Raw genomic sequence first — 20,982 nt, forward strand, 5'->3', positions numbered from 1 at the left:
AGCGCAGCCGCACGATCACCAGCGTCTGCTGCTGCATGGTGGCCATGGCCAGTTGGTGGGCCCGGATGGTGGGCAGGTCGACCAGGATGGCTTCGACCGAGGTAATCGTGGTTGTCATACCTTCTCGATACAGTGAATGTCGTATGCGAGAGTATGGGAGCCGTATTTCCTGCTGTCCAAGACCGATGATGTCTCAACGCATACCCTCGAGGTATGGCTAAGAGTAAATGACTAACGGGTCGCGCACGGCGAGCTTACTCGTGGCCGGGCGGATTGTAGGACATGCCGAGTTCCTCGTAGAGCTGGTAGATCATCGCCTGCATTTCGCGCAGGTCCTGCGATTCGTCGAGCATGCGCATGCTCATGATAATCGGCGACACCAGGCTCGGATCGTCGAGCTCGACGTAGCTGACGTCGTCGCGCTTGAGACCGTACACGCTGCTGGGCACCACCGAGATTCCCTCCCCCATCGCCACGAGTCCGAGCGCGATCTGCAGCTCGCGCACCTCATGCAGCCGGCGCGGTTTCAACGCGCGGTCATGGAAGGCGGCGAGCACCTGATCGGCAAAGCTGGGCCGCGGCGCCTTCGGGAAGATGATCAGCGATTCGTCCACCAGTTCGTGCAGCGACAGCGTGGCGTGGCCGCTCGCGAGATGGTGGCCAAGCGGCAGGGCCACGATCATGCGCTCCTCGCGCAGCACCACGCGGCGCACGGCCGGGTCGTCGTGGCGGATGCGGCCGAAGCCCACGTCGATCCGCCCGTCCTTGAGCGCCTTGATCTGGTCCATGGTCGACATCTCGTGCAGGCTCATCTCGATGTCGGGGTGTTCGGTGCGAAAGCGCCGGATGATCCGCGGCAGCATGCCGTACAGCGTGGAGCCGACAAAGCCCACCGACATCTTGCGTTCGATCTTGGCCACGCGCCGCGTCATGGCCTCCAGCTCCGTGGTCTGCGCGAGCAGTTGCAGCGCATGGGTGTAGAAGAATCGGCCGGTGTCGGTCAGCCGCAGCGGACGCGTATTGCGCTCGAACAGCTGCACGCCAAGCAGCTCCTCCAGCTGCTGGATCTGGCGGCTCAGTGGCGGCTGCGCGATATGCAGCCGCTCGGCCGCGCGGGTGAAGTTGCGTTCCTCCGCCACGGCGACGAAGTAGCGTAGGTGCCTCAATTCAATGGTCATACCCTGCAGGTATAAAAAAGATACTAAATCAGTGTTGGACGACCAAAATACCCGTCAACTATGCTCCGTATCAAGTCGAACGGCAAGCCTTGATACCTCAAACGCATTATCTGACCGATCGTTCGACGCCATTGGATACAACGACAATTCCCCGGAGCAGACACATGACGCACGCTGAAATCGAAGCACTGGTAAAGCAATTCATCGTCGATACCGCCACGCAGGGCACCCCCGACCCGCGCGTCCAGCAAGTGGTGCTGCGCCTGACCACGGACCTGTTCAAGGCGATCGAGGACCTGGACCTGAGCCAGAGCGAAGTGTGGAAGGGCATCGAATACATGGCCGAAGCCGGCGCCAGCCAGGAACTCGGCCTGCTTGCGGCGGGCCTGGGTCTGGAACGCTTCCTGGATGTCCGTGCCGACGAGGCCGACGCCAGGGCCGGTATCTCCGGCGGCACCCCGCGCACCATCGAAGGCCCGCTGTACGTGGCCGGCGCGCCGGAGAGCAAGGGCTTTGCCCGCCTGGACGACGGCAGCGAAGACGGCAAGGGCGAAGTGCTGTTCATGCAGGGGACTGTCTACGACGACGCCGGCAAGCCGCTGCCGGGCGCCAAGATTGAAGTCTGGCACGCCAACCTCCTGGGCAACTACTCGTTCTTCGACAAGACCCAGTCGCACTTCAACCTGCGCCGCACCATCACCACCGACGAGCAGGGCCGCTACCAGTTCCGCAGCAACGTGCCGATGGGCTACGGCTGCCCGCCGCAAGGCACCACGCAGCGCGTGCTGGACCTGCTGGCCCGCCACGGCCGCCGCCCCGCGCATATCCACTTCTTCGTGTCGGCGCCGGGCCACCGCAAGCTGACCACGCAGATCAACATCGACGGCGACGAGTACCTGTGGGACGACTTCGCCTTCGCCAGCCGTGAAGGCCTGGTGCCGGCCGTGACGCGCGTCAGCGACGCCGCGGCGCTGGACAAGCATGGCGTGGACAAGCCGTTCGCCTCGATCGACTTCGACTTCCGCCTGAACGCCGAGCGCGACCACGCACCGTCGGCCGAAGTCGAGCGCATCCGCGCCGCCGCCTGAGTCTTACGCAGACCAGGACAGCACCACCGGGGACGGCCGCCCGGTTCCAGAAACGGGCCGCAAGACACTGCACCAGGAGACGATTCCATGATCCCCATCCATGTGGACAGGGGCGCGGCCCCCGCACGCCCGCGCCTGTCGCTCGACCAGTTCCTCGTCGAAAACCACGAGACCGGCGACCACCGCCTGCACCGTAGCGCCTTCACCGACGAAGCCCTGTTCGAACTCGAAATGCAGCACATCTTCGAGGGCAACTGGATCTACCTGGCGCATGAAAGCCAGATCCCGAACAACAACGACTACTACACCACCCACATGGGCCGCCAGCCCGTGGTGATCGCCCGCAACCGCCAGGGCGAACTGAACGCCTTCATCAATGCGTGCAGCCACCGCGGCGCCATGCTGTGCCGGCACAAGCGCGGCAACAAGGCCACCTACACCTGCCCGTTCCACGGCTGGACCTTCAACAACAGCGGCAAGCTGCTCAAGGTGAAGGACCCCGAGGAAGCCGGCTATCCCGACTGCTTCAACAAGGAAGGCTCGCACGACCTGAAGAAGGTGGCGCGCTTCGAGAATTACCGCGGCTTCCTGTTCGGCAGCCTCAGTGACGACGTGCTGCCGCTCAAGGAATTCCTCGGCGAAGCCGCACGCATCATCGACATGATCGCCGACCAGTCGCCTGACGGCCTGGAAGTGCTGCGCGGCTCATCGACCTATACGTTCGAAGGTAACTGGAAGCTGCAGGCCGAGAACGGTGCCGACGGCTACCACGTCTCCGCCGTGCACTGGAACTACGCGGCCACCACGAACCACCGCAAGCAGCAGAACGAGCGCGAGGACAAGATCCGCGCCATGGACGCCGGCAAGTGGGGCAAGCAAGGCGGCGGCTTCTACGCGTTCGACCACGGCCACATGCTGCTGTGGACGCGCTGGGCCAACCCGGAAGACCGGCCCAACTTCAGCCGCCGCGCCGAGTTCGCGGAGCGCTGCGGCGAGGAAACCGCGGACTGGATGATCCAGAACTCGCGCAACCTGTGCCTGTACCCGAACGTGTACCTGATGGACCAGTTCGGCTCGCAGATCCGCCTGCTGCGTCCGCTGTCGGTCGACAAGACCGAAGTCACCATCTACTGCATCGCGCCCAAGGGCGAACCCGACGACGCTCGCGCCCGCCGCATCCGCCAGTACGAAGACTTCTTCAACGTCAGCGGCATGGCCACGCCGGACGACCTGGAAGAGTTCCGCGCCTGCCAGCAAGGCTACAACGGCGGCGCGCTCGCATGGAACGACATGTGCCGCGGCGCCAAGCACTGGATCACCGGCCCCGACGAAGCCGCGCAGCGCATCGGCCTGAACCCGGTCATGAGCGGCGTGCGCACCGAGGATGAAGGCCTCTACACCGTGCAGCACCGCTACTGGCTGGACGTCATGAAGCGGGCCATGGCCGCGCAAAACGCGCAGGGCTCGCAGGAATCGCAGGAATCGCAAGGCTGCAACGGGAGCGCCGCATGAGCACCATCGACATCGCCGCCGTCCAGGCGTTCCTGTACCGCGAAAGCCGCCTGCTCGACGACGAGGCGTGGGACGAGTGGCTGACCTGCTACCACCCCGAGGCGCAGTTCTGGATGCCGTGCTGGGACGATGACGGCCAGCTCATCACCGACCCGCAGCGCGAGATCTCGCTGATCTTCTACCCGAGCCGCCAGGGCCTGGAAGACCGCATCTTCCGCATCAAGACCGAGCGCTCGAGCGCCACGATCCCGGACACGCGCACGAGCCACAACCTCAGCAACGTCGAGATCATCGAGCGCGACGGCGACAAGCTGACCGTGCGTTTCAACTGGCACACGCTGGCGCACCGCTACCAGACCAATTACAGCTACTTCGGCATGTCGCGCTACGTGATCGACTTCGCCGGCGGGCAACCGCAGATCCGGGACAAGTACGTCGTGCTGAAGAACGACTACATCAACCAGGTCATCGACATCTATCACATCTGACTCACCGGGCTGGAGGACAAGGCCATGGAACACACGATCGCGCTGCAGTTCGAGGACGGCGTTACCCGCTTCATCACCTGCGGGGAAAACGAAACCCTCTCGGATGCCGCTTATCGCCAGAAGATCAACATCCCGCTGGATTGCCGCGACGGCGCCTGCGGCACCTGCCGCGGGATGTGCGAATCAGGCAGCTATGACCTGCCGGAATCCAGCTATATCGAAGACGCGCTGACCCCGGAAGAAGCGGCGCAGGGCTATGTGCTGGCCTGCCAGACGCGCCCGCGCTCGGACTGCGTGATCCGCGTGGCGGCATCGTCGACGGCGTGCAAGACCGGCGTGACCAAGTTCGAAGGTGCCATCGCCAGCGTCGACCGGCTCTCCGATTCCACCATCGGGTTCTCGATCGACCTGGACGATGCCGGCGCGCTGGACTTCCTGCCGGGGCAGTATGTCAACGTGGAGATTCCGGGCAGCGACGTGACGCGCTCCTACTCGTTCAGCTCCGCACCGGGCGCGACGCGCACCGGCTTCGTAGTGCGCAACGTGCCGGACGGCCGCATGAGCAGCTACCTGACCAAGGATGCGCAACCCGGCCAGCGCATCGCGTTCTCCGGCCCGTACGGCAGCTTCTATCTGCGGCCAGTGCAGCGCCCCGTGTTGCTGCTGGCCGGCGGCACCGGCATCGCCCCGTTCCTTTCGATGCTCGACGTGCTGTCCGCCAACGGAAATCCGCACCCGGTGCGCATGGTCTATGGCGTCACCAACGACATCGACCTGGTCGAACTGCCGCGCATCGACGGCGCGGCACAGAACCTGTCGGGCTTCGAATACCGGACCTGCGTCGCCAGCGCCGAAAGCGGGCACGCGCGCAAGGGCTACGTCACGCAGCACGTGGAGCCAGAATGGCTTAACAGTGGCGATGTCGACATCTACCTTTGCGGCCCGGTGGCCATGGTGGATGCGGTGCGCAACTGGCTCAAGGAAAGCGGCGTGGAACCGGCGGGGTTCTACTACGAAAAATTCTCGGCCAGCAGCGCGGCCTGACTGCCATGACCAATCGCAAGCGTTTTGAAGAAAAAATCGTCCTGATCACCGGCGCCGCGCAAGGCATCGGCCGCGGCGTGGCGCTGCGCGCCGCGGCCGAAGGCGCCACGCTGGTGCTGGCGGACCGTTCGGAACTCGTCCACGAAGTGGTGGCCGAGATCAGTGCGCAGGACGGGCGCGCGACGGCCGTGATCGTGGACCTCGAAACCTATGCCGGCGCAAAGTCCATGGTCGACGCCGCGCTGTCGGCCCACGGCCGCGTGGACGTACTCGTCAACAATGTCGGCGGGACGATCTGGGCCAAGCCTTTCCAGCACTATGAGGAAGACCAGATCGAAGCCGAGATCCGCCGTTCGCTGTTCCCGACGCTGTGGAGCTGCCGTGCGGTACTGCCCGGCATGGTGGAACGCCGCCAGGGCGCGATCGTCAATGTGTCGTCAATCGCCACGCGCAGCATCTACCGCGTGCCGTACGCGGCGGCCAAGGGCGGCGTCAACGCGCTGACCGCCAGCCTGGCGTTCGAGCATGCAGGCGAAGGCATCCGCGTCAACGCGGTGGCCACCGGCGGCACGGAAGCCCCGCCGCGCCGCATTCCGCGCAACACGGCCGAACCGACGCAGCAGGAAGCCGAGTGGTATCAGGGCATCGTTGACCAGACTATCGCCACGAGCCAGATGCATCGCTACGGCACGATTGACGAGCAGGTTGGTGCGATCCTGTTCCTGGCTTCCGACGAGGCGTCGTACATCACCGGAACCGTGCTGCCCGTGGGCGGTGGAGATCAGGGATAGATCGCTTCGGCGCGGCAGCCAGGGGCCTACGAGCAAGAAAGCCGGCTCAAGCCGGCTCCTCTCTTTTGTGCGGGTACTGGGTTACTTGCCAGCGTCCGTCTCGCATTTCTTCATGAACGATGTTTTTGCAGCCCCAGCGAGCGGCTTGCCATCCTTCCCTACGGCCTTGGCTTCGCAAGCGGCAGACGCGCTGCCCTTGGATCCGGTTTCGCATTTCTTGACAAAGGAGGCCTTCGCCGCCCCGCTCAGCGGCTTGCCGTTCTTGTCGACCGCTTTCGCCTCGCAGTTCGATGCAGCGGGCTGAGCTTCTGCGGGGGTAGCTGGCTTGGCGGCAGCGCTCGGCGCAGCCTTTTGCGCATAAACACCGCCGCTTGCAAGCAACATTGCGACGGCGACGGCAGAAAGTCTTCTGATCACGGACACTCTCCTGGAAAAGTGAGGCAGCTTGCCCCGCCGTTAGGAACGGCTGGGGAGATCGCATCGTTGACGTCCCCAGCCCTGTGTCCGATGCCGTCCTGCGAGAATTTCAGTTCTCTCGCCTCGGCACACAAAGAAGCCCTTCGCGTGAGAGAAGGGCTTTGCCGTCAGGGCTGCTCAGGTACGCAGGCGGCTATAGCTTTCGAATCTTTGACGCTTGCGGGCCTTTCTGGCCTTGCGTGACCTCGAACTCTACCTTCGCGCCTTCCTCCAGCGCCTTGAATCCAGTGCCCTGGATTTCGCTGTGATGAGCAAACAAGTCCTTGCCGCCATCATCCGGCGTGATGAATCCGTAGCCCTTTTCGCTGTTGAACCACTTCACAGTGCCAGTCGCCATCTCGTCCTCAACATTTGGTGTGCACAGATCGTGCTGGGACTTCCTGCGTCCCTGGATTTGTCGCAACGCTCAGGCATTGCCTGCTGCCGCATGAGGTCGCGAACCTCCAGCATAGCCAAAGAGGTGTGCAGATGCCAAGCTTTCGGCATCTCGGACAGATTACCTTTCAACCAATGGCGATGTATGGGGCAAATACCTAGATCGTCCGGACGGGAAGTGCGAAGGCTGCCGAAATCAGGTGACTGCAATGAGTCGAGCTTACCCGGGCCAAACGGTATCGGCGCCCCGCAGCAGATGCCCGGCCAGTATGTAGTCGCCAAGCCTCATGGCTTTCGCTTCCAGGGCTGCCAGTTCGTCGGGAGTCAACTCGCTCAACTCGAACTGGCAATAAAGATTGCGCTGACGGAACGTCAGCTTGGGGCGCTTCAAGCCGGCAGCAAGTGCCGCCGGCGACCTGACGGCAATACTCTCATGGCCGCGGTACGCTACGCGGACGCCAGACTTCTCGCCCAGGTGACTGAGTTCGGAAGCGTCTTGCCAACCAGTCTCGTAGTCGAGATCGACAAGTCCAACACCCGCCGCTTCGAGAAGTCTGATGGCCTCCCCCTTGGTTCCAGCCCGTGCCGTCGTCATTTCTGTCCCCCGTTCAAAACCACTGACGTACGAATCGCCGCACGCCCCATTTGAGTTATGACGTTCTGGTCACTTTCCCAATGGCCAAGGCGTCTTTCCTTTCCTGCCTCGGGCCGCCTCGCTTGAAACCACGGGGAGCGATTCAGCGCCCTTTCCCCGGCCAAAGTTTTCCTTAATTCTGACGTAAGAAAAATCTAAGTCAATAGGGTGCAGGCCCTGAAGTCCCGCAGGCATCCGCTCAACCGCTCGGGCAATGCAGTCCCTCTTTGGACTTTGCGCGGCCTCCAAATGGCTCGCCAAAAAATCCCCGGCCGGTCGGTCGACATTTGAACCGCAAGACATTGGCGATGCATCACGCTGTGATCTATGACTTGTGATCCCATGCTGTGGTTGCAAGCGGCTTGAGTCCCGTGGGTTTACCATGCCTTCCCGTCGTATTGACAACAAGGTGCGAGCAACTAATATGCTTCTTCCGGGTGCGATCAGACAAGCGCCCCACCAGCCAGAACCCGCGTCCGAGAGGAGTGGCAGCGTCTTTCGCCAAGCCCGCCATGACGGACGGCAGTGAAGTCCCGTAGCACTATTTGACCAATAGCGTAGGAGACGACTGTGCTGAGTCATCATGAGTTCGCCACCCTGGTACTGGTAAAAGACAGCGCCGACCCGGCAGAATTGGACAGTGCGGATGTGGCGGAGCTGTGTGCGCGCCAATTGATTACGCTGGAGCGGCTCGGACCAAACCGAACCCGACCTCAGGTCACAATCCAGGGCTACGCTATTCTCAAAGCCCTCGACCGTGTTCGGGCTAGAGATTGCCGCGCACGTCCGGCGCTTCGTTGAGTGCATCGCGCCGTCCTGGTGTCCTGATCGACTCCCTCCCTCGGCCTACGGTTTCCGCCTCTCGGCGGAAAGGCATTACCCGGCAACGCCAATACGGGCCGGCGCGGCGCAGCAGATTGCAATGCAAGGATTTGAACGCTGAGACTCCTAGGGCCTGCTCGCGCTCGCCAAGGACTGGCAATCGTTCCACAGCCCGGATCCGCCGAACCAATGGTGCCATCGCAGACCGCGATGGCAGACTCTCGATCCACTGATTTCCGGACTGCGGATAGCACGCCATCATCTGGTGACTTTTCACATTCCTGAGAGATGCCAGATGGAAACTATCGAGCCCAGGCGCTACCGCTTTACCGGACACGAGCGGGTTCTTCACAATGTGTCCGCCATTGAGACGCTGCCCGATGTCTTGTCGATGTTCGGATATCGACGCGTTTTTGTCGTGTGCTCTCGCTCGATTCGCACGAAGAGCACCTTTATCGAGCGGCTGAAGGCGACACTTGGCGAACGGATTGTCGGCCTGACAGACGAAGTCGGCGAGCATTCTCCTTTATCGAATGTCCTGAAGGCTGCCAGGCAAGCACGCGATGCCGATGCGGATGTGATCGTCTCGGTTGGCGGCGGCTCAGTCATGGACATGTGCAAGGCCATGCAACTCTGCATTTCGGAAAATGCATACGACCGAGACAGCCTGCTCAGGCTGCAGTTTGTGCTCTCCGAAGATGGTACCGAGATGCTGACGACATCGCGCGCACCGGCCGCCATCCGCCAGATCGCGATTCCCACCACACTGGCCACGTCGGAATGGACGCCGGTCAGTACGCCGATCGATGACGAAACCCGGCTCAAGGCACGTTTCGTCGTCCCTGACGGCTCGCCCCAGGTCATCCTCTACGACCCCGCCTTGCTGCGCCAGACGCCTGCAAGGTTGCTGATGTCTACTGGCATCCGCGGTCTCGACCACGCCATCAACACGGCTTGCTCATCCGCCCCACATCCCTTTGCAAGCCTGCTTGCCGAGAAGGCCATCGCTCTGTACGTGCATAACTTGCCTAAACTCGTCGATGGCAGCGAGATCGATGCCTTCACGCAGTGCCAGCTGGCTACCTGGTACACGGGTATGGGCCAGATGTCCGTGCCGCATGGATTCAGCCACTGGATGGTCCATATCATCGGTCCATATGGCGGCATTGCCCATAGCGATGCCGCATGCGTATTGATGCTCGCCCAGGCAAAGTGGCTTGAAGGATGGGTAAAGCCACAGCACGAGCGTCTGTGTACTGCCATCGGACAACCTGGCACGCCGTTTCACGCAATCCTTCACAACCTGCTGGTGCAGTTGGCCATGCCAACCACATTGGACGATCTTGGTCTGAGCCGCGCACGACTGGATGCCATGATCGCCCCCGCGCTCGAGCATCCAATGGTCACCCGCAACAACGTCCGGCCCATCGAAACCGAGAGCGACTTGCGGGCAGTGCTGGAGCTCGCCTGGCGCGCATAATGCCAGCTGTCGACCGCCCCCCCCTGATGCCATGAAGATTGATCCCGTTTCGCTTCGGCTGTTCCTTGCAGTATCCGAGCTGGGTACGATTGCCGCCGCAGCGGAGCGGGAACATATCGCGGCCTCGGCAGTGAGCAAGCGCATCAGCGATCTCGAAGATGCGCTGCGCACTCAGTTGCTGGAGCGCAGCAACAAGGGCATCGTGCCTACGCCGGCCGGGATCGCCCTGCAGAACCTGTCGCGCGGGATTGTGAATGACATCGAGAATATCGCCACGATGATGCAGGACTATGCCAGCGGCACCCGCGGACTGGTTCGCATCTACGCCAACGTCTCCTCGATCGCCCAGTTCTTGCCGATGGACCTGCACGGTTTCATCGAGAAGTATCCGGACGTGCAATTGCAACTGGAAGAGCGCATCAGTACCGCGATCTTGCGGGGTGTGGCTGAGAATGCGGCTGATATCGGCTGCTTTGCGGACTTGGGCGCGGCGCCGCACGGCGTGGTCACGCTCCCCTATCGCGAGGACGACCTGGTTGTCGTAGTATCGCGGGGCCACCGGTTGGCCCGACGCAAGAAGCTGGCGGCGCCGGAGGTACTGGAACACTACCTGATCGGGCTGCAGACCGGAAGCTACATCAACATGCAACTGCTGCGAGTCGCCGGCCAGCTCGGCGTGCCGGTGAAATTCCGTATGCAGGTGAACAGCTACGACGCCGTCTGCCTGATGGTGGAATCCGACATGGGCATCGGCATCCTGCCAGTCAGCCTGGCGCGGCGCTATGCAAAGACGATCGGCATTAGCGTGGTCGGGCTTGATGCGCCGTGGGCGCATCGCAAGCTCAATTTGTGCATCCGGTCCTACGAGGGCTTGCCGGTCGCGGCACGCCAGCTCGTCGATCACCTTTGCCCGACGGCGCATGCCATTGTCGCAGCGGCAGGCGCGACGCGTGCCCTCGCCTGAACCACCTAATCCACGGTTGCACCCGCAGTCTTCACGATGTCGGACCAGCGAGCCAGGTCACCACGGACGAGTGTCTCGAACTGACGCGGATCCGAAGCGAACGGCTCGCATCCCTGTTGTGCCAAGGTCTCGCGCACTTCGGCAGTCCCGAGTACCTTGCCGAGAGCAGTTCGCAAGCGAACCAGAACTGCATCCGGTGTGCTGGTGGGGGCGAACAGCCCATACCACGGTGTGGCACCAAATCCGCGTAGCGTCTCGCCAACGGTTGGCACATCGGGCATCGATGGCAAGCGTCGCTCATTGGTCACCGCCAGCACCTTGAGCTTACCGGCGCGAATAAACGATTGCGCCGACGGCAGGCTCTGCACCGACAACGCCACCTGCCCTCCCACCACGTCCGAAGCGGCGGCGGTTGCGCCCTTGTATGGCACGTGCACGAGCCGGATCCCGGCGCTGCGCTGAAGCATTTCGCCGATCAGGTGGTTCAGCGTGCCATTGCCCGCTGACGCAATCGTGATCGTATCCGGCTTCGCGCGTGCGGCTTCGATCAGTTCCCGCACATTGCCCGGACGAAACGACGGATTCGCCACGAGCACATAGCCAGCCGTCGCCACACTGCCCACGGGCACGAAATCGCGCATGGGATCGAAGCCGGTGCGCTTGTACAACGATGGATTGATGACGTGCGCGCTGCTGACTGTGAAGAGTAGCGTGTAACCGTCTGCGGCGGCTTTCGCCACATAGGTGGTGCCAATGTTGCCGCCTGCCCCCGGGCGGTTCTCCACGACTACCTGGCGGCCCAGCTGCTCGGAGAGCTTCGTTGTCACGATGCGGGCAATGACGTCATTGGCACCGCCCGGCGCTTGCGGAACCACTACCACAATCGGCTTCGCGGGATAGGTGTCCTGTGCCGCGGCCGTCGCCGCAAAGCCCACGGCGAGCAGGGCTGCCCATGGCGTCCTCAGGGTTTTCATGCTGTCTCCTCTTCTGTTAGCAGCCAGGTACGAAGTGCCGTTGCCTGGTGCTCTCATAGTGAGGGACGGGCGAATCGATGCAAATCAACATCTTGCTATCCCGCCATCGTGTGCCGAGATGGCAGAGCGGCCGGGCCTGTGCGGCATATTGAGGCAGGCGATAGCCATTGACGGAAGCATTCGTGCAACGGAGAGATCCAGGCGGAGGCCGATACCATTGCCGCAGGTCCGGACAACCGGAGGCGGCCTGCAGGGCATCCACTGCCGGCCGCTGTCGTTTCTGTCGCGCCAGGAGCCTGACCAGTCATGCGGCGTGCCAGGTGTCTCCGCTGTCGTGCGTGGCACCCGTGTCGTCGTACTCTCGCGAGATGTCCTTGTTGGTGTAGTCACGCAGTTGCGAGGCGGCAAACACGCTGAGAGCCGCACACACGAGGACGTAGACGGCAATCGCGTACCCGGATTGGTACCTGGCGAACAGCGCCGTCGCAATCAGTGGCGCGGGGCCGCCGGCGATCACCGAGGCGAGCTGGTAGCCCATCGACGCGCCGCTGTAGCGCAGGCGTCCGGTGAATGTCTCGGCGATCAGTGCCGCCTGCGGGCCGTACATCATCGAGTGCGGAACCAGCGAGAGCACGATCGCGGCGAACACCCACATCGGGTTGCGGGTGTCCACCATCGCGAAATACAGGAAGCCGAACACCCCCACCGCCACCGCGCCGGCGATGTACATGCGGCGCCGCCCCCAGACGTCGGACAGATGGCCAAAGAACGGAATGGTGAAGAACTCGAGTACCGCGGCAGCGAGCACGGCGGTCAGCAGCAGGTTCCGCGACATGCCCAGCGTCATGACGCCATAGGTGAACACAAAGGCCGTGAAGATGTAGAACGGCGCTTGCTCGGCCATGCGGACCAGGGCCGACAGCAAGATGTCCTTCGGCTGGCGCCGGATCACCTCAAGCATCGGGGTCTTCTCGATCCGGTGTTCGGCCAGCAGCCGCGCGAAGACCGGCGTCTCGAGGATGTTCAGGCGGATATAGAGCCCGATCGCGACCAGCACGATGCTGAGGAGGAACGGTACGCGCCAGCCCCAGGTCAGGAACTGGTCCCCGGCCAGCGAGCTCATCGCCAGCACCGCAAGGTTGGCCAGGAACAACCCGGCTGGCACCCCGAACTGCGGCCAGGACGCGACCAGGCCGCGATGCGCATCGGAGCGTGCCCATTCCATCGACATCAGCACCGAGCCTCCCCATTCCCCGCCCACGCCTACGCCCTGGATAAAGCGCAGCACCGTCAGCGCCACCGCGCCCCAGATGCCGATCCGTGCATAGGAAGGCACGAACGCAACGGCAAATGTAGCCAGCCCCATCAGCAGCAGCGTGGCAACCAGGGTGGCCTTGCGGCCGATGCGATCGCCGTAATGCCCGAAGATCGCTGCGCCGACCGGCCGGGCGATGAAGCCGACCGCGTAGATCAGGAACGCCTGCAGCGTCCCGACGAGTGGATTGGATTCGGGAAAGTACAGCTTGGCGAACACCAGGCCGGTCACCGTGCTGTACAGGAAGAAGTCGTACCACTCGATCGTGGTACCCACGGTGCTGGCGATCACAGCGCGGCGCAACTGGCGCCGTGCCTCCGTTTCGGATAGGGGCATCGCCCCTGCTTGCAAGGGATCCATTTTGCGTTCCCCCGAAAGGCGATATACCGGTATAGACAGTTCAGCGGCGGATGGCGTTCCTGCTGCGCCGCGGTGAGAAACGACATCCCGGCAAGTCAAAACTTGCACAAGTTGCGTCTCGCAACTATATTGGTTGCGAGACGCAACTTGTGGGAGCATCCCCTTGGACCTGATCGATATTCCGGACAAATCGCGGGAAGCGACGATTCTCGAACTTCGGGAGTTCTCCCGAAGACTTGTCCGCGAACTTGGCTTCATGCGCGCCACCCTGGCCGATAGTGAACTTGCGCCGTCCGCCGTTCACGCGATCATCGAAATCGGGGTGAAGCCAGGTATCAGCGCAAAGGATCTGGGCAACATCTTGCGGCTGGACAAATCGAACACGAGCAGACAGGTCGCGAGGCTGGAGGCTGGCGGACTTGTGGAGCGCAAGATCGCAATCGGGGATGCCCGTTCGTCAGAGCTGTACTTGACGGAGGCGGGGCAGAAACTTCGAAAGAAAATCGACCGTTTCGCGACAGACCAGGTATCCAACGCGCTTCGACGGATGGTTCCCGCCGACCAGCAGGCGCTGGTTCGTTCTCTCGCGCTGTACGCCGACGCGCTCGCACGAGACAACCCGGTCAAAGCCGGGCGTGAAGGTGCCATGGCCGCACGGATTCTGGAGGGCTACCAACCCGGCTGCATTGGTGACGTCGCGAGCTTGCACGCGCGCTTCTACGCGGAGCACTGGGGCTTCGGCGCATTCTTCGAAAAGAAGGTGGCGACGGAGCTTGCCGAGTTTGTCGGCACGCTGCCAGCCGACGGCAAGGCGCTATGGCTCTATGCCGAAAATGGCCGGTCGCTCGCCTCCCTCGCGATCGACGGGGACGATAAGACGGGCATCGCCCATTTGCGCTGGTTCATCGTGGACGACTCATTGCGTGGTTCAGGTGTTGGACGGCAACTGATGTCACACGCGATGAAGTTTGTCGACGAGAGATATAGCGAGACCTACCTCTGGACGTTCAAGGGCCTCGATGCGGCACGCCATCTGTACGAGTCATTCGGCTTTCAATTGATGGACGAATCAGAGGGGACGCAATGGGGAACCAAGGTCATCGAGCAGCGATTTAGTCGTTGCGTCGCGGCATGACCAGGGACATTGTGGTACTTGGCGCCGGCATGGTGGGCGTATGCACAGCGTTGGCACTGCGCCAGCGTGGCCATGCGGTGGTGTTGGTCGATCGACAGGCACCCGGCAGAGAAACCTCTTACGGCAACGCCGGCATTATCCAGCGAGAGGCTGTGCAACCCTATGCCTTTCCGCGCGAATGGCAGGCTATCCTGCGCGTTGCCCTGCGCCAGGGCAACGATGTGCACTACCATCCCGGCGCGCTGGCACACCTGTCACCGGCGCTGGTGCGTTACTGGCGCGAGTCGGCGCCCGATCGCTATGCTTCCACCGTGACTGCCTACAGCGCGCTGATCCGCCACTGCCTGAGCGAGCACGATCGACTGATCACGCTCGCCGGCGCACAGGAACTCGTGAGCAAATCGGGATGGCTGCAGGCCTACCGCACGGCGCAGGCATTCGATCGGGCGGCGCAGGAGGCCACCACCGTCGCGCGTGTCCATGGCCTGAACTGCCTTGTTCTCGATCAGACTGGCACAGCCGCCATGGAGCCGGCCCTGTACGGGCGACTCGCGGGCGCGATTCACTGGCGCGATCCGTGGACGGTCGCCGATCCGGGCGAGCTGGTCACGCGCTATGCCGAGCTCTTCGGGCGCGAGGGAGGTGAGTTTCGCCGTGGAGATGCCACTACCCTGAAGCCGACCGCAGCAGGCTGGACCGTGACCACGGAAGATGGTCCGCTGAGCGCAGCCAATGCAGTGATTGCGCTCGGCCCATGGGCTTCGACCCTGATCCAGACACTCGGCTATCGCTTTCCACTGTTCGTCAAGCGTGGCTATCACCGCCACTATGCGGCCGAGCCGATGCCCCGGCTGCCGCTGCTCGACGTCGAAAGAGGCGTCATGCTGGCGCCGATGCGGCGCGGCCTGCGCCTGACTACGGGCGCCGAATTTGCCCTGCGCGATGCGCCACCGACCCCGGTCCAGTTGGGACGGGCTGAAAGCTACGCGCGCGAGCTGGTGCGGCTGGGGCCTCCGACGGAGGTCCAGCCGTGGCTCGGTGCACGCCCCTGCGTGGCGGACATGAAGCCCATTGTCGGCAAGGCACCACGTCATCCCGGCCTGTGGTTCCACTTTGGGCATGGCCATCAGGGCTTCACGCTGGGACCGGTCACAGCGCGCCTGCTCGCCGAACTGATCGACGGCGAGCCGCCCTACCTGGATCCCCTGCCTTATGATCCAATGCGGTTTGCATCCTGAGATACAACAGCGTGGCAGGCAGCTTCGTTAGCACCCCCGCAGCGCTCAGATATCCAGCACGATCTTGCCAAAATGCCGCTGTCCCGCCTGGTAGCGAAACGCATCAGCGATCTCATGCAACGGAAAATGGCGGTCGATGACGGGCCGGATGCCCGTGGCATTCAGCGCCCGCACCATGTCGAGCTGATGGCGCCGGCTGCCGACAAGCAGGCCCGTGATCCGCAACTGCTTGCGCAGGATCATCCTGACGTTGAACGGCGCATCCGCACCCGACAAGACGCCGATGATGGCCACGTGCCCGCCAGTCCGTACAGCAGCGACCGACTGCTCCAGCGTCGCCGCACCACCGACTTCAATGACGTGATCCACGCCGGCGCCACCGGTCAGCGCGCGAACTGTCTCGCCCCACCTGGGGTCGTCACGGTAGTTGATCACATGGTCCGCCCCAAGACTACGCAGGCGCGCCAGCTTGTCGTCCGAGCCTGACGTCGCAATCACGGAAGCACCTGCCGCCTTGGCAAACTGGAGCGCGAAGATCGACACGCCACCCGTACCCAGAACCAGCACGGTCTCTCCGGGCTTCACGGCGCCATCAACGAACAGTGCCCGCCAGGCAGTCAGTCCCGCAGTCGTCAGCGTCGCCGCCTCAGCGTGGCTATAAGCATCCGGCGCGTGCGTGAAAGCCGTCACGGGCAACGTCACGATTTCCCGTGCAAAGCCGTCGATGCCATCACCGGGAACGGTGGCAAAGTCGTACAGGGCAGGTTCACCATCCAGCCATGTAGGGAAGAACGTGCTGACCACGCGGTCGCCGACTGAAAATTCCTTCACTCCCGCGCCCACTTCCGTGACGATCCCCGCGCCATCCGACATCGGAATGCGCCGCACGGGTCCGACTCCACGGCTGACGACGCCGAAGTCGTGATAGTTCAGCGAGCTGGCGTGAATACGCACCATGACCTCACCAGGTCCAGGCGGTTGCGCTGCGACCGATTCCAGGACCAGATGGTCGAGCCCTCCAGGTGGCTCGAGGTAAATCGCTTTCATGACGGTCAACGGTGTTTCCTCCAAAGGCATTCACAACAGAACCAGCTTCCTCCCAACTGCTCAAGGGAGCATAGTAACGCGCGCATGACGGCAAGTTCAGAAGGATGGCTCATTACCGGAAACGCGCCGCTGCTTCCGATGGAAGCGATGCGGTCTGGCTGGTCACAGGTACTCCGGGTCTCTTCATGACCTTCCGGAGTCATCCCCCGGGGGCACGCGCAAGACAGTATCGGCCAGGATGCGGCTGGCCATTTGACATTTCGGGACCGTCGCTTGATGTGTCGGGACACCCCGGGGAAACCCCGCATCAACGGTTCGGCAAATAGAAAGGTGACCTGCGGCCACCGACGTCGCGGATCCCATTTCCCAAAAAGGGCCCGTACAGCAAATCGCTGTACGGGCGCGTTGAACAGTCTGCGCGTCAAGGACAGACAGACCATTCTTCGCCGAAGGACGCCCCCGAGACGAACGACACCTCAGGAGAGTCCGTGGAGAGAGAAGTTATGCGCTGACCATAGACTTCAGAACCTGTGCCGGATGCCTAGCGCTGCGCCAAGCTGATTGGAGTTTCCTTGCGAAAAGAAGTATCCGTTGGCGAAGCTGGTGGCCGACGTATCAAAGTTCAGTCCGGCGTTCTTCGCGTAAGCCATCGTCAGGTACACATCCGTGCGTCTGGAAAGGTTGTAGTCGGCGATCACGCTCAATTGCCAGGGGTTGGGCTGGTTGTTGTTGGGTTGCGCCGCGCTGGTACGCAGGTTCTTCACGTCGTCGTAGTAGTAGGCCAGCGTCAGTCCCAACGCGGAAGTCGCCTGATAGTTGAGGCCAAGCCAGTAGTAGTCGTCGCGCAGCAGCGTATTGCCCGCGCCATCCTTGGTCTGGCCCCAGCGATAGCCGGCCATGAGCTTTGCCGGCCCGAACGCATAGCTCGCGGCCGCGCCAGCCTTCCTGGCCGTTCCCGAACTGCCGGTTGTCACCGTCGGATTCCACTGGTCATAGGCCACGGCAATTCCGAACGGGCCGCCGGCATAGGCCACACCTGCACCATATCCGGCGTTGTCGCGGAAATGGCCTGGCACCTCGCCTGCGCCACCGCCCGCCAGCGCGGTCGTGCCGATCGCACCGACACCCGTTCCAAACGACCAGTGCGCCTCGGCGGTGACGCCACCGAACACACCCGTGTACTTGGCCGTATTGTCCGAACGGAAGTTGGTACCCAGTTGCGCCACCACCGGCTCATACAGGGTCGCGTAGCCTGTCGGAGAAAAGTTCGCGAACAAATCGAACATCGTCGTGTACTGACGACCAAAGGTCAGCTTGCCGACCGTACTACTTTGAAGACCGACGTACGCTTGGCGACCGAACAGCCGGCCACTTTGACCCGATTTGCCGTCGTCGAGCGTGAATCCGCTTTCCAGGACGAAAAGCGCCTGCATGCCAGCGCCCAGGTCCTCTACGCCACGCAGCCCCCACCGCGAACCCGACAGCCCACCGCCGCCCGACAGCGCAAAGCGATTGCCACCTTTCTGCTGGGTGATGGCACCCGTGGCGGGATTGATGGTCGGCGCACCAACGGCCATGTGGTTCACGTATTCGACCGGTACATCAACCACGCCGTATAGCGTCACGCTCGACGCTGCCTGTCCCCATGCCGCTCCGAAACACAAGGACATCGCCGCTGCAAGCGCGATCTTGGACTTCTTCATCCTGTCTCCCTTTTTCTGTGGATGTGCGCAACCCGCGCACGCCGGCCATTCTGGGGAGGCAGGCTTTGCCTTGTTTATCCGCTCGTCACATATGACGCGCCACACGTCATACGTGGTAGATACCCGGAGCGCCACAATGGTCTCGCGGCCAATGCAAAAAGCCCGCGCGGCTCTGAACCGGGCGGGCCTGGACGTACCGTTGGCAATGGCAATATCAGGAGGCGCCTTGCTGCCCCCGTCGAACGCTCAGCAGACTGGCAGGAATTGCAGACAAGATGGCAGTGGCGCCGGCAACCAGCAGCAGCGCGAGCACGTCGAACGCCAGGTAGAGGTCTCCCGTGCGAGTGCGGATCGCACCCACCGCCAATGGACTGAGCAGTGCCGCGATGCCGCCGAGACTGCTGATCAGGGCGATGCCCGCCGGCGCCTGGCCGCTGGAAAGATAGGCCGGGGGGATGGTCCAGAAGACTGGTAGCGCAGCCAGGCAAGCTGCGGCCCCGACTGTCATGCACAGTACGGACCACAGCATCTCGCCCCGCATGAAGCCCATCAGGACGAAACTGCCTGCGGCAACCAGCATGATGCCCGCAACGTGCCAGCGCCGCTCGAGGCGGAAATCCGAACTGCGCGCCAGCGCAAACATGCCGACCAGGCCGATGACATAAGGCAAGCTGGAGATCCAGCCAATGCGCGTCACCTGCTGTTCGCCAAAGCCCTGAATCAAGGTCGGCATCCAGTACGCAATGGTGTTGGTGCATGCGTAGATGGAAAGATACGTGAGGCCGATCGCGTAGATGCGCGGGTCCCTGAGCAAATGCCTCATGCCCGTCGCCTTGCGCTCCTGCCCCGCATCGGCAAGGTCGCGCGCCAGCAAGGCTTTCTCGTGCGGACCCAGCCAGCGCGCCTGCTCCGGACCATCGTCCAGCACGCGCCACGCAAGCAGGCCGAGGAGCACGGCGGGGATCCCCTCCACCACGAAGAGCGCCTGCCAGTCACGCAGCCCCAGCCAGCCATCGAGGTGAAGCATCAGCGCGGCTGCGAGCGGACCACTGATCATGCCGGCCAGCGTGCCGGACATGAGAAAGACCGATGTGATGCGGCCGCGCCGCTGTGCCGGGAACCAGTAAGTCAGGTAGAGAATCACGCCAGGGAAAAAGCCGGCTTCCGCCACGCCAAGAAAGAAACGCGCCGCGTAGAAAGCCCCGGGTGACTGAACCTGGCTCGTGGCAATCGTCGCCATGCCCCACAACAGCATGATGCGGGTGATCGTCGCGCGGGCGCCAATTCTCTGCATGTACAGGTTGCTTGGCACCTCGAAGAGAATGTAACCGGCAAAAAATGCTGCAGCACCAATGCCATAGGCCGCGTCGGACAAACCGAGGTCGCCCGCCATGCTCAATTTCGCAAACGAGATGTTGATGCGGTCGATGGTGTTCAGCACGTAGGCCAGGAACAGGAACGGCAATAGCCGCCACATGATCTTGCGATACATGCTGCTGGCGATCTCGGCATCCCTGGCATGGGACGCCGCACATGATGGATTGGCCAGGGATTGCACTGCGGCCTCCGGTAGATGACGGGTGATACGAATGCGCGCGGCGGCTCAGCGCGTGACGTGCGGTAACTGGCAGGCTTCTTCCAGCAACGGGACGGCCAGCTCGCACGCCTCGATACCCTGCAGGCTGACAAGCTTGAGCACGGCAAGGATCTGCTCGCGGCTTGCGCCAAGCTTCAGCGCGGCCTCGATATGGCGCTGCGTGCCGTGTCCGTACATGTGGGTAATGGCAGCATCCCCGGCAATGCACAGGAACTCGATCCACAGCGGCGGCAGGATGTTGTCCTTCCAGAGGCCAAAGCCCATGGCGAGGAATTTCTCGAGGTACTGCGGATCCCAGCGGTACAACGTTTCCCATAGCGGGTTGAACATGCCGTTCGCCCGGACGGCATCGCACACCGGCGTTGCACCGGGCTGTACCGGCTCATCGGGAATGCCCGCGCGCGCCAGTTCCTCCGCAAGCGCCGGCACGCCCACCGCGCAGGCATGAATGCCTACCACGCTGGCCAGCTTGAAGACCTCGAGAACCTCGGCTCGGGTGGCGCCCAGCCGGAGGGCCTCCCGCACATGGCGGGCGACACCCGGCTTGTACAGATGCGTGGCGGTGACGTCGATATTGAGCCGGATCAGCGCAACCAGCTTCGGATCGAGCACGCCTTCGGCCCCGGCATCGCGCGCCAGCTCGACCCAGGTGGCGATCCACTTCGGATCCCACGCGGTGAGCGGATCCAGTTCGCGGCCGAGCACACCGGTATCGAGTAGTTCCCCGTAGTGCGCAAAGAGATTCTGCTGCATCGTTCAT

The 20,982-nt window shown here is 62.8% G+C and carries 19 protein-coding genes and 1 pseudogene; 9 read left to right on the forward strand and 11 right to left on the reverse strand.

Features of this window, described 5'->3' with window-relative positions; all coding sequences use genetic code 11:
• Together KHO22_RS32695 and KHO22_RS30805 are read right to left on the reverse strand one after the other, a co-directional pair.
• A pseudogene (locus tag KHO22_RS32695) lies at positions 1 to 118 on the reverse strand (muconate cycloisomerase); the annotation flags it as partial.
• Between the two features lie 136 nt (positions 119 to 254).
• On the reverse strand, positions 255 to 1,172 hold the full coding sequence (locus KHO22_RS30805) for a LysR family transcriptional regulator (RefSeq protein ID WP_211951009.1): 918 nt from the start codon (positions 1,170 to 1,172) through the stop codon (positions 255 to 257).
• A 170-nt stretch (positions 1,173 to 1,342) separates the two neighbouring features.
• On the opposite strand from KHO22_RS30805, the gene catA reads away from it, so the two are divergent.
• The 5 genes from catA to KHO22_RS30830 all read left to right on the forward strand — a co-directional run bounded on the left by catA (position 1,343) and on the right by KHO22_RS30830 (position 6,101).
• Positions 1,343 to 2,266 (forward strand): catechol 1,2-dioxygenase, encoded by a 924-nt coding sequence (gene catA / locus KHO22_RS30810; RefSeq protein ID WP_211950976.1) that lies wholly within the window; start codon positions 1,343 to 1,345, stop codon positions 2,264 to 2,266.
• A gap of 87 nt (positions 2,267 to 2,353) precedes the next feature.
• On the forward strand, positions 2,354 to 3,778 hold the full coding sequence (benA, locus tag KHO22_RS30815) for a benzoate 1,2-dioxygenase large subunit (RefSeq protein ID WP_211950977.1): 1,425 nt from the start codon (positions 2,354 to 2,356) through the stop codon (positions 3,776 to 3,778).
• Positions 3,775 to 4,266 carry a benzoate 1,2-dioxygenase small subunit gene (benB, locus tag KHO22_RS30820; protein WP_211950978.1) on the forward strand — a complete coding sequence of 164 codons (492 nt, stop codon included), beginning with the start codon at positions 3,775 to 3,777 and terminating at the stop codon, positions 4,264 to 4,266. The genes benA and benB overlap by 4 nt, the downstream gene beginning before the upstream one ends.
• 24 nt (positions 4,267 to 4,290) lie before the next feature.
• On the forward strand, positions 4,291 to 5,310 hold the full coding sequence (benC, locus tag KHO22_RS30825; RefSeq protein WP_211950979.1) for a benzoate 1,2-dioxygenase electron transfer component BenC: 1,020 nt from the start codon (positions 4,291 to 4,293) through the stop codon (positions 5,308 to 5,310).
• A gap of 5 nt (positions 5,311 to 5,315) precedes the next feature.
• On the forward strand, positions 5,316 to 6,101 hold the full coding sequence (locus KHO22_RS30830) for a 1,6-dihydroxycyclohexa-2,4-diene-1-carboxylate dehydrogenase (protein ID WP_211950980.1): 786 nt from the start codon (positions 5,316 to 5,318) through the stop codon (positions 6,099 to 6,101).
• Between the two features lie 81 nt (positions 6,102 to 6,182).
• On the opposite strand, the gene KHO22_RS30835 is transcribed toward KHO22_RS30830, so the two are convergent.
• The 3 genes from KHO22_RS30835 to KHO22_RS30845 all read right to left on the reverse strand — a co-directional run bounded on the left by KHO22_RS30835 (position 6,183) and on the right by KHO22_RS30845 (position 7,548).
• The gene (locus KHO22_RS30835; protein WP_211950981.1) at positions 6,183 to 6,518 is read right to left on the reverse strand and encodes a hypothetical protein; all 336 of its coding nucleotides are present in this window, start codon (positions 6,516 to 6,518) and stop codon (positions 6,183 to 6,185) included.
• 193 nt (positions 6,519 to 6,711) lie between these two features.
• Complete coding sequence (locus tag KHO22_RS30840) at positions 6,712 to 6,915, reverse strand: cold-shock protein (protein ID WP_211950982.1); 204 nt, start codon at positions 6,913 to 6,915, stop codon at positions 6,712 to 6,714.
• 258 nt (positions 6,916 to 7,173) lie between these two features.
• Positions 7,174 to 7,548 (reverse strand): PHA-granule associated protein 4, encoded by a 375-nt coding sequence (locus KHO22_RS30845; RefSeq protein WP_211950983.1) that lies wholly within the window; start codon positions 7,546 to 7,548, stop codon positions 7,174 to 7,176.
• A 1,156-nt stretch (positions 7,549 to 8,704) separates the two neighbouring features.
• Between KHO22_RS30845 and KHO22_RS30850 the strand changes: the two genes are divergently transcribed.
• Complete coding sequence (locus tag KHO22_RS30850) at positions 8,705 to 9,889, forward strand: iron-containing alcohol dehydrogenase (protein ID WP_211950984.1); 1,185 nt, start codon at positions 8,705 to 8,707, stop codon at positions 9,887 to 9,889.
• A 31-nt stretch (positions 9,890 to 9,920) separates the two neighbouring features.
• A complete protein-coding gene (locus KHO22_RS30855; protein WP_211950985.1) occupies positions 9,921 to 10,853 on the forward strand; it encodes a LysR family transcriptional regulator in 933 nt (310 codons plus the stop codon).
• 5 nt (positions 10,854 to 10,858) lie between these two features.
• Here KHO22_RS30855 and KHO22_RS30860 read toward each other — a convergent pair whose 3' ends face one another.
• Positions 10,859 to 11,827, reverse strand: a complete 969-nt coding sequence (locus tag KHO22_RS30860; protein WP_211950986.1) for a Bug family tripartite tricarboxylate transporter substrate binding protein — start codon at positions 11,825 to 11,827, stop codon at positions 10,859 to 10,861.
• A 304-nt stretch (positions 11,828 to 12,131) separates the two neighbouring features.
• Positions 12,132 to 13,502, reverse strand: a complete 1,371-nt coding sequence (locus tag KHO22_RS30865) for an MFS transporter (RefSeq protein ID WP_211950987.1) — start codon at positions 13,500 to 13,502, stop codon at positions 12,132 to 12,134.
• A 163-nt stretch (positions 13,503 to 13,665) separates the two neighbouring features.
• Here KHO22_RS30865 and KHO22_RS30870 point away from each other — a divergent pair, with 163 nt between their 5' ends.
• Together KHO22_RS30870 and KHO22_RS30875 are read left to right on the forward strand one after the other, a co-directional pair.
• Positions 13,666 to 14,637, forward strand: a complete 972-nt coding sequence (locus tag KHO22_RS30870; RefSeq protein WP_211950988.1) for a bifunctional helix-turn-helix transcriptional regulator/GNAT family N-acetyltransferase — start codon at positions 13,666 to 13,668, stop codon at positions 14,635 to 14,637.
• A complete protein-coding gene (locus KHO22_RS30875) occupies positions 14,634 to 15,875 on the forward strand; it encodes an NAD(P)/FAD-dependent oxidoreductase (protein WP_211951010.1) in 1,242 nt (413 codons plus the stop codon). The genes KHO22_RS30870 and KHO22_RS30875 overlap by 4 nt, the downstream gene beginning before the upstream one ends.
• Before the next feature lie 45 nt (positions 15,876 to 15,920).
• Here the strand turns inward: KHO22_RS30875 and KHO22_RS30880 are convergent, their stop codons facing one another.
• The 4 genes from KHO22_RS30880 to KHO22_RS30895 all read right to left on the reverse strand — a co-directional run bounded on the left by KHO22_RS30880 (position 15,921) and on the right by KHO22_RS30895 (position 20,975).
• Positions 15,921 to 16,922: a zinc-dependent alcohol dehydrogenase family protein gene (locus KHO22_RS30880; protein WP_211951011.1), complete on the reverse strand. Its 1,002-nt coding sequence runs from the start codon at positions 16,920 to 16,922 to the stop codon at positions 15,921 to 15,923.
• A gap of 521 nt (positions 16,923 to 17,443) precedes the next feature.
• Positions 17,444 to 18,625 carry a porin gene (locus KHO22_RS30885; RefSeq protein WP_211951012.1) on the reverse strand — a complete coding sequence of 394 codons (1,182 nt, stop codon included), beginning with the start codon at positions 18,623 to 18,625 and terminating at the stop codon, positions 17,444 to 17,446.
• Between the two features lie 214 nt (positions 18,626 to 18,839).
• Complete coding sequence (locus KHO22_RS30890) at positions 18,840 to 20,117, reverse strand: MFS transporter (protein WP_211951013.1); 1,278 nt, start codon at positions 20,115 to 20,117, stop codon at positions 18,840 to 18,842.
• A 111-nt stretch (positions 20,118 to 20,228) separates the two neighbouring features.
• Complete coding sequence (locus KHO22_RS30895; RefSeq protein WP_211950989.1) at positions 20,229 to 20,975, reverse strand: carboxymuconolactone decarboxylase family protein; 747 nt, start codon at positions 20,973 to 20,975, stop codon at positions 20,229 to 20,231.
• Positions 20,976 to 20,982 lie beyond the last annotated feature (7 nt).

Origin of the sequence: Cupriavidus yeoncheonensis (assembly GCF_905397275.1) — a bacterium.
GTDB lineage: Bacteria > Pseudomonadota > Gammaproteobacteria > Burkholderiales > Burkholderiaceae > Cupriavidus > Cupriavidus yeoncheonensis.

What these genes read in the sequence shown, in the direction of transcription:
- KHO22_RS30885 (WP_211951012.1), bottom strand. Translation starts at nt 18,625, where the DNA reads ATGAAGAAGTCCAAGATCGCGCTTGCAGCGGCGATGTCCTTGTGTTTC.
- benA (WP_211950977.1), top strand. Translation starts at nt 2,354, where the DNA reads ATGATCCCCATCCATGTGGACAGGGGCGCGGCCCCCGCACGCCCGCGC.
- KHO22_RS30840 (WP_211950982.1), bottom strand. Translation starts at nt 6,915, where the DNA reads ATGGCGACTGGCACTGTGAAGTGGTTCAACAGCGAAAAGGGCTACGGA.
- benC (WP_211950979.1), top strand. Translation starts at nt 4,291, where the DNA reads ATGGAACACACGATCGCGCTGCAGTTCGAGGACGGCGTTACCCGCTTC.
- KHO22_RS30830 (WP_211950980.1), top strand. Translation starts at nt 5,316, where the DNA reads ATGACCAATCGCAAGCGTTTTGAAGAAAAAATCGTCCTGATCACCGGC.
- KHO22_RS30850 (WP_211950984.1), top strand. Translation starts at nt 8,705, where the DNA reads ATGGAAACTATCGAGCCCAGGCGCTACCGCTTTACCGGACACGAGCGG.
- KHO22_RS30860 (WP_211950986.1), bottom strand. Translation starts at nt 11,827, where the DNA reads ATGAAAACCCTGAGGACGCCATGGGCAGCCCTGCTCGCCGTGGGCTTT.
- KHO22_RS30895 (WP_211950989.1), bottom strand. Translation starts at nt 20,975, where the DNA reads ATGCAGCAGAATCTCTTTGCGCACTACGGGGAACTACTCGATACCGGT.
- KHO22_RS30865 (WP_211950987.1), bottom strand. Translation starts at nt 13,502, where the DNA reads ATGGATCCCTTGCAAGCAGGGGCGATGCCCCTATCCGAAACGGAGGCA.
- KHO22_RS30875 (WP_211951010.1), top strand. Translation starts at nt 14,634, where the DNA reads ATGACCAGGGACATTGTGGTACTTGGCGCCGGCATGGTGGGCGTATGC.
- KHO22_RS30880 (WP_211951011.1), bottom strand. Translation starts at nt 16,922, where the DNA reads ATGAAAGCGATTTACCTCGAGCCACCTGGAGGGCTCGACCATCTGGTC.
- KHO22_RS30855 (WP_211950985.1), top strand. Translation starts at nt 9,921, where the DNA reads ATGAAGATTGATCCCGTTTCGCTTCGGCTGTTCCTTGCAGTATCCGAG.
- KHO22_RS30845 (WP_211950983.1), bottom strand. Translation starts at nt 7,548, where the DNA reads ATGACGACGGCACGGGCTGGAACCAAGGGGGAGGCCATCAGACTTCTC.
- KHO22_RS30890 (WP_211951013.1), bottom strand. Translation starts at nt 20,117, where the DNA reads ATGTATCGCAAGATCATGTGGCGGCTATTGCCGTTCCTGTTCCTGGCC.
- benB (WP_211950978.1), top strand. Translation starts at nt 3,775, where the DNA reads ATGAGCACCATCGACATCGCCGCCGTCCAGGCGTTCCTGTACCGCGAA.
- catA (WP_211950976.1), top strand. Translation starts at nt 1,343, where the DNA reads ATGACGCACGCTGAAATCGAAGCACTGGTAAAGCAATTCATCGTCGAT.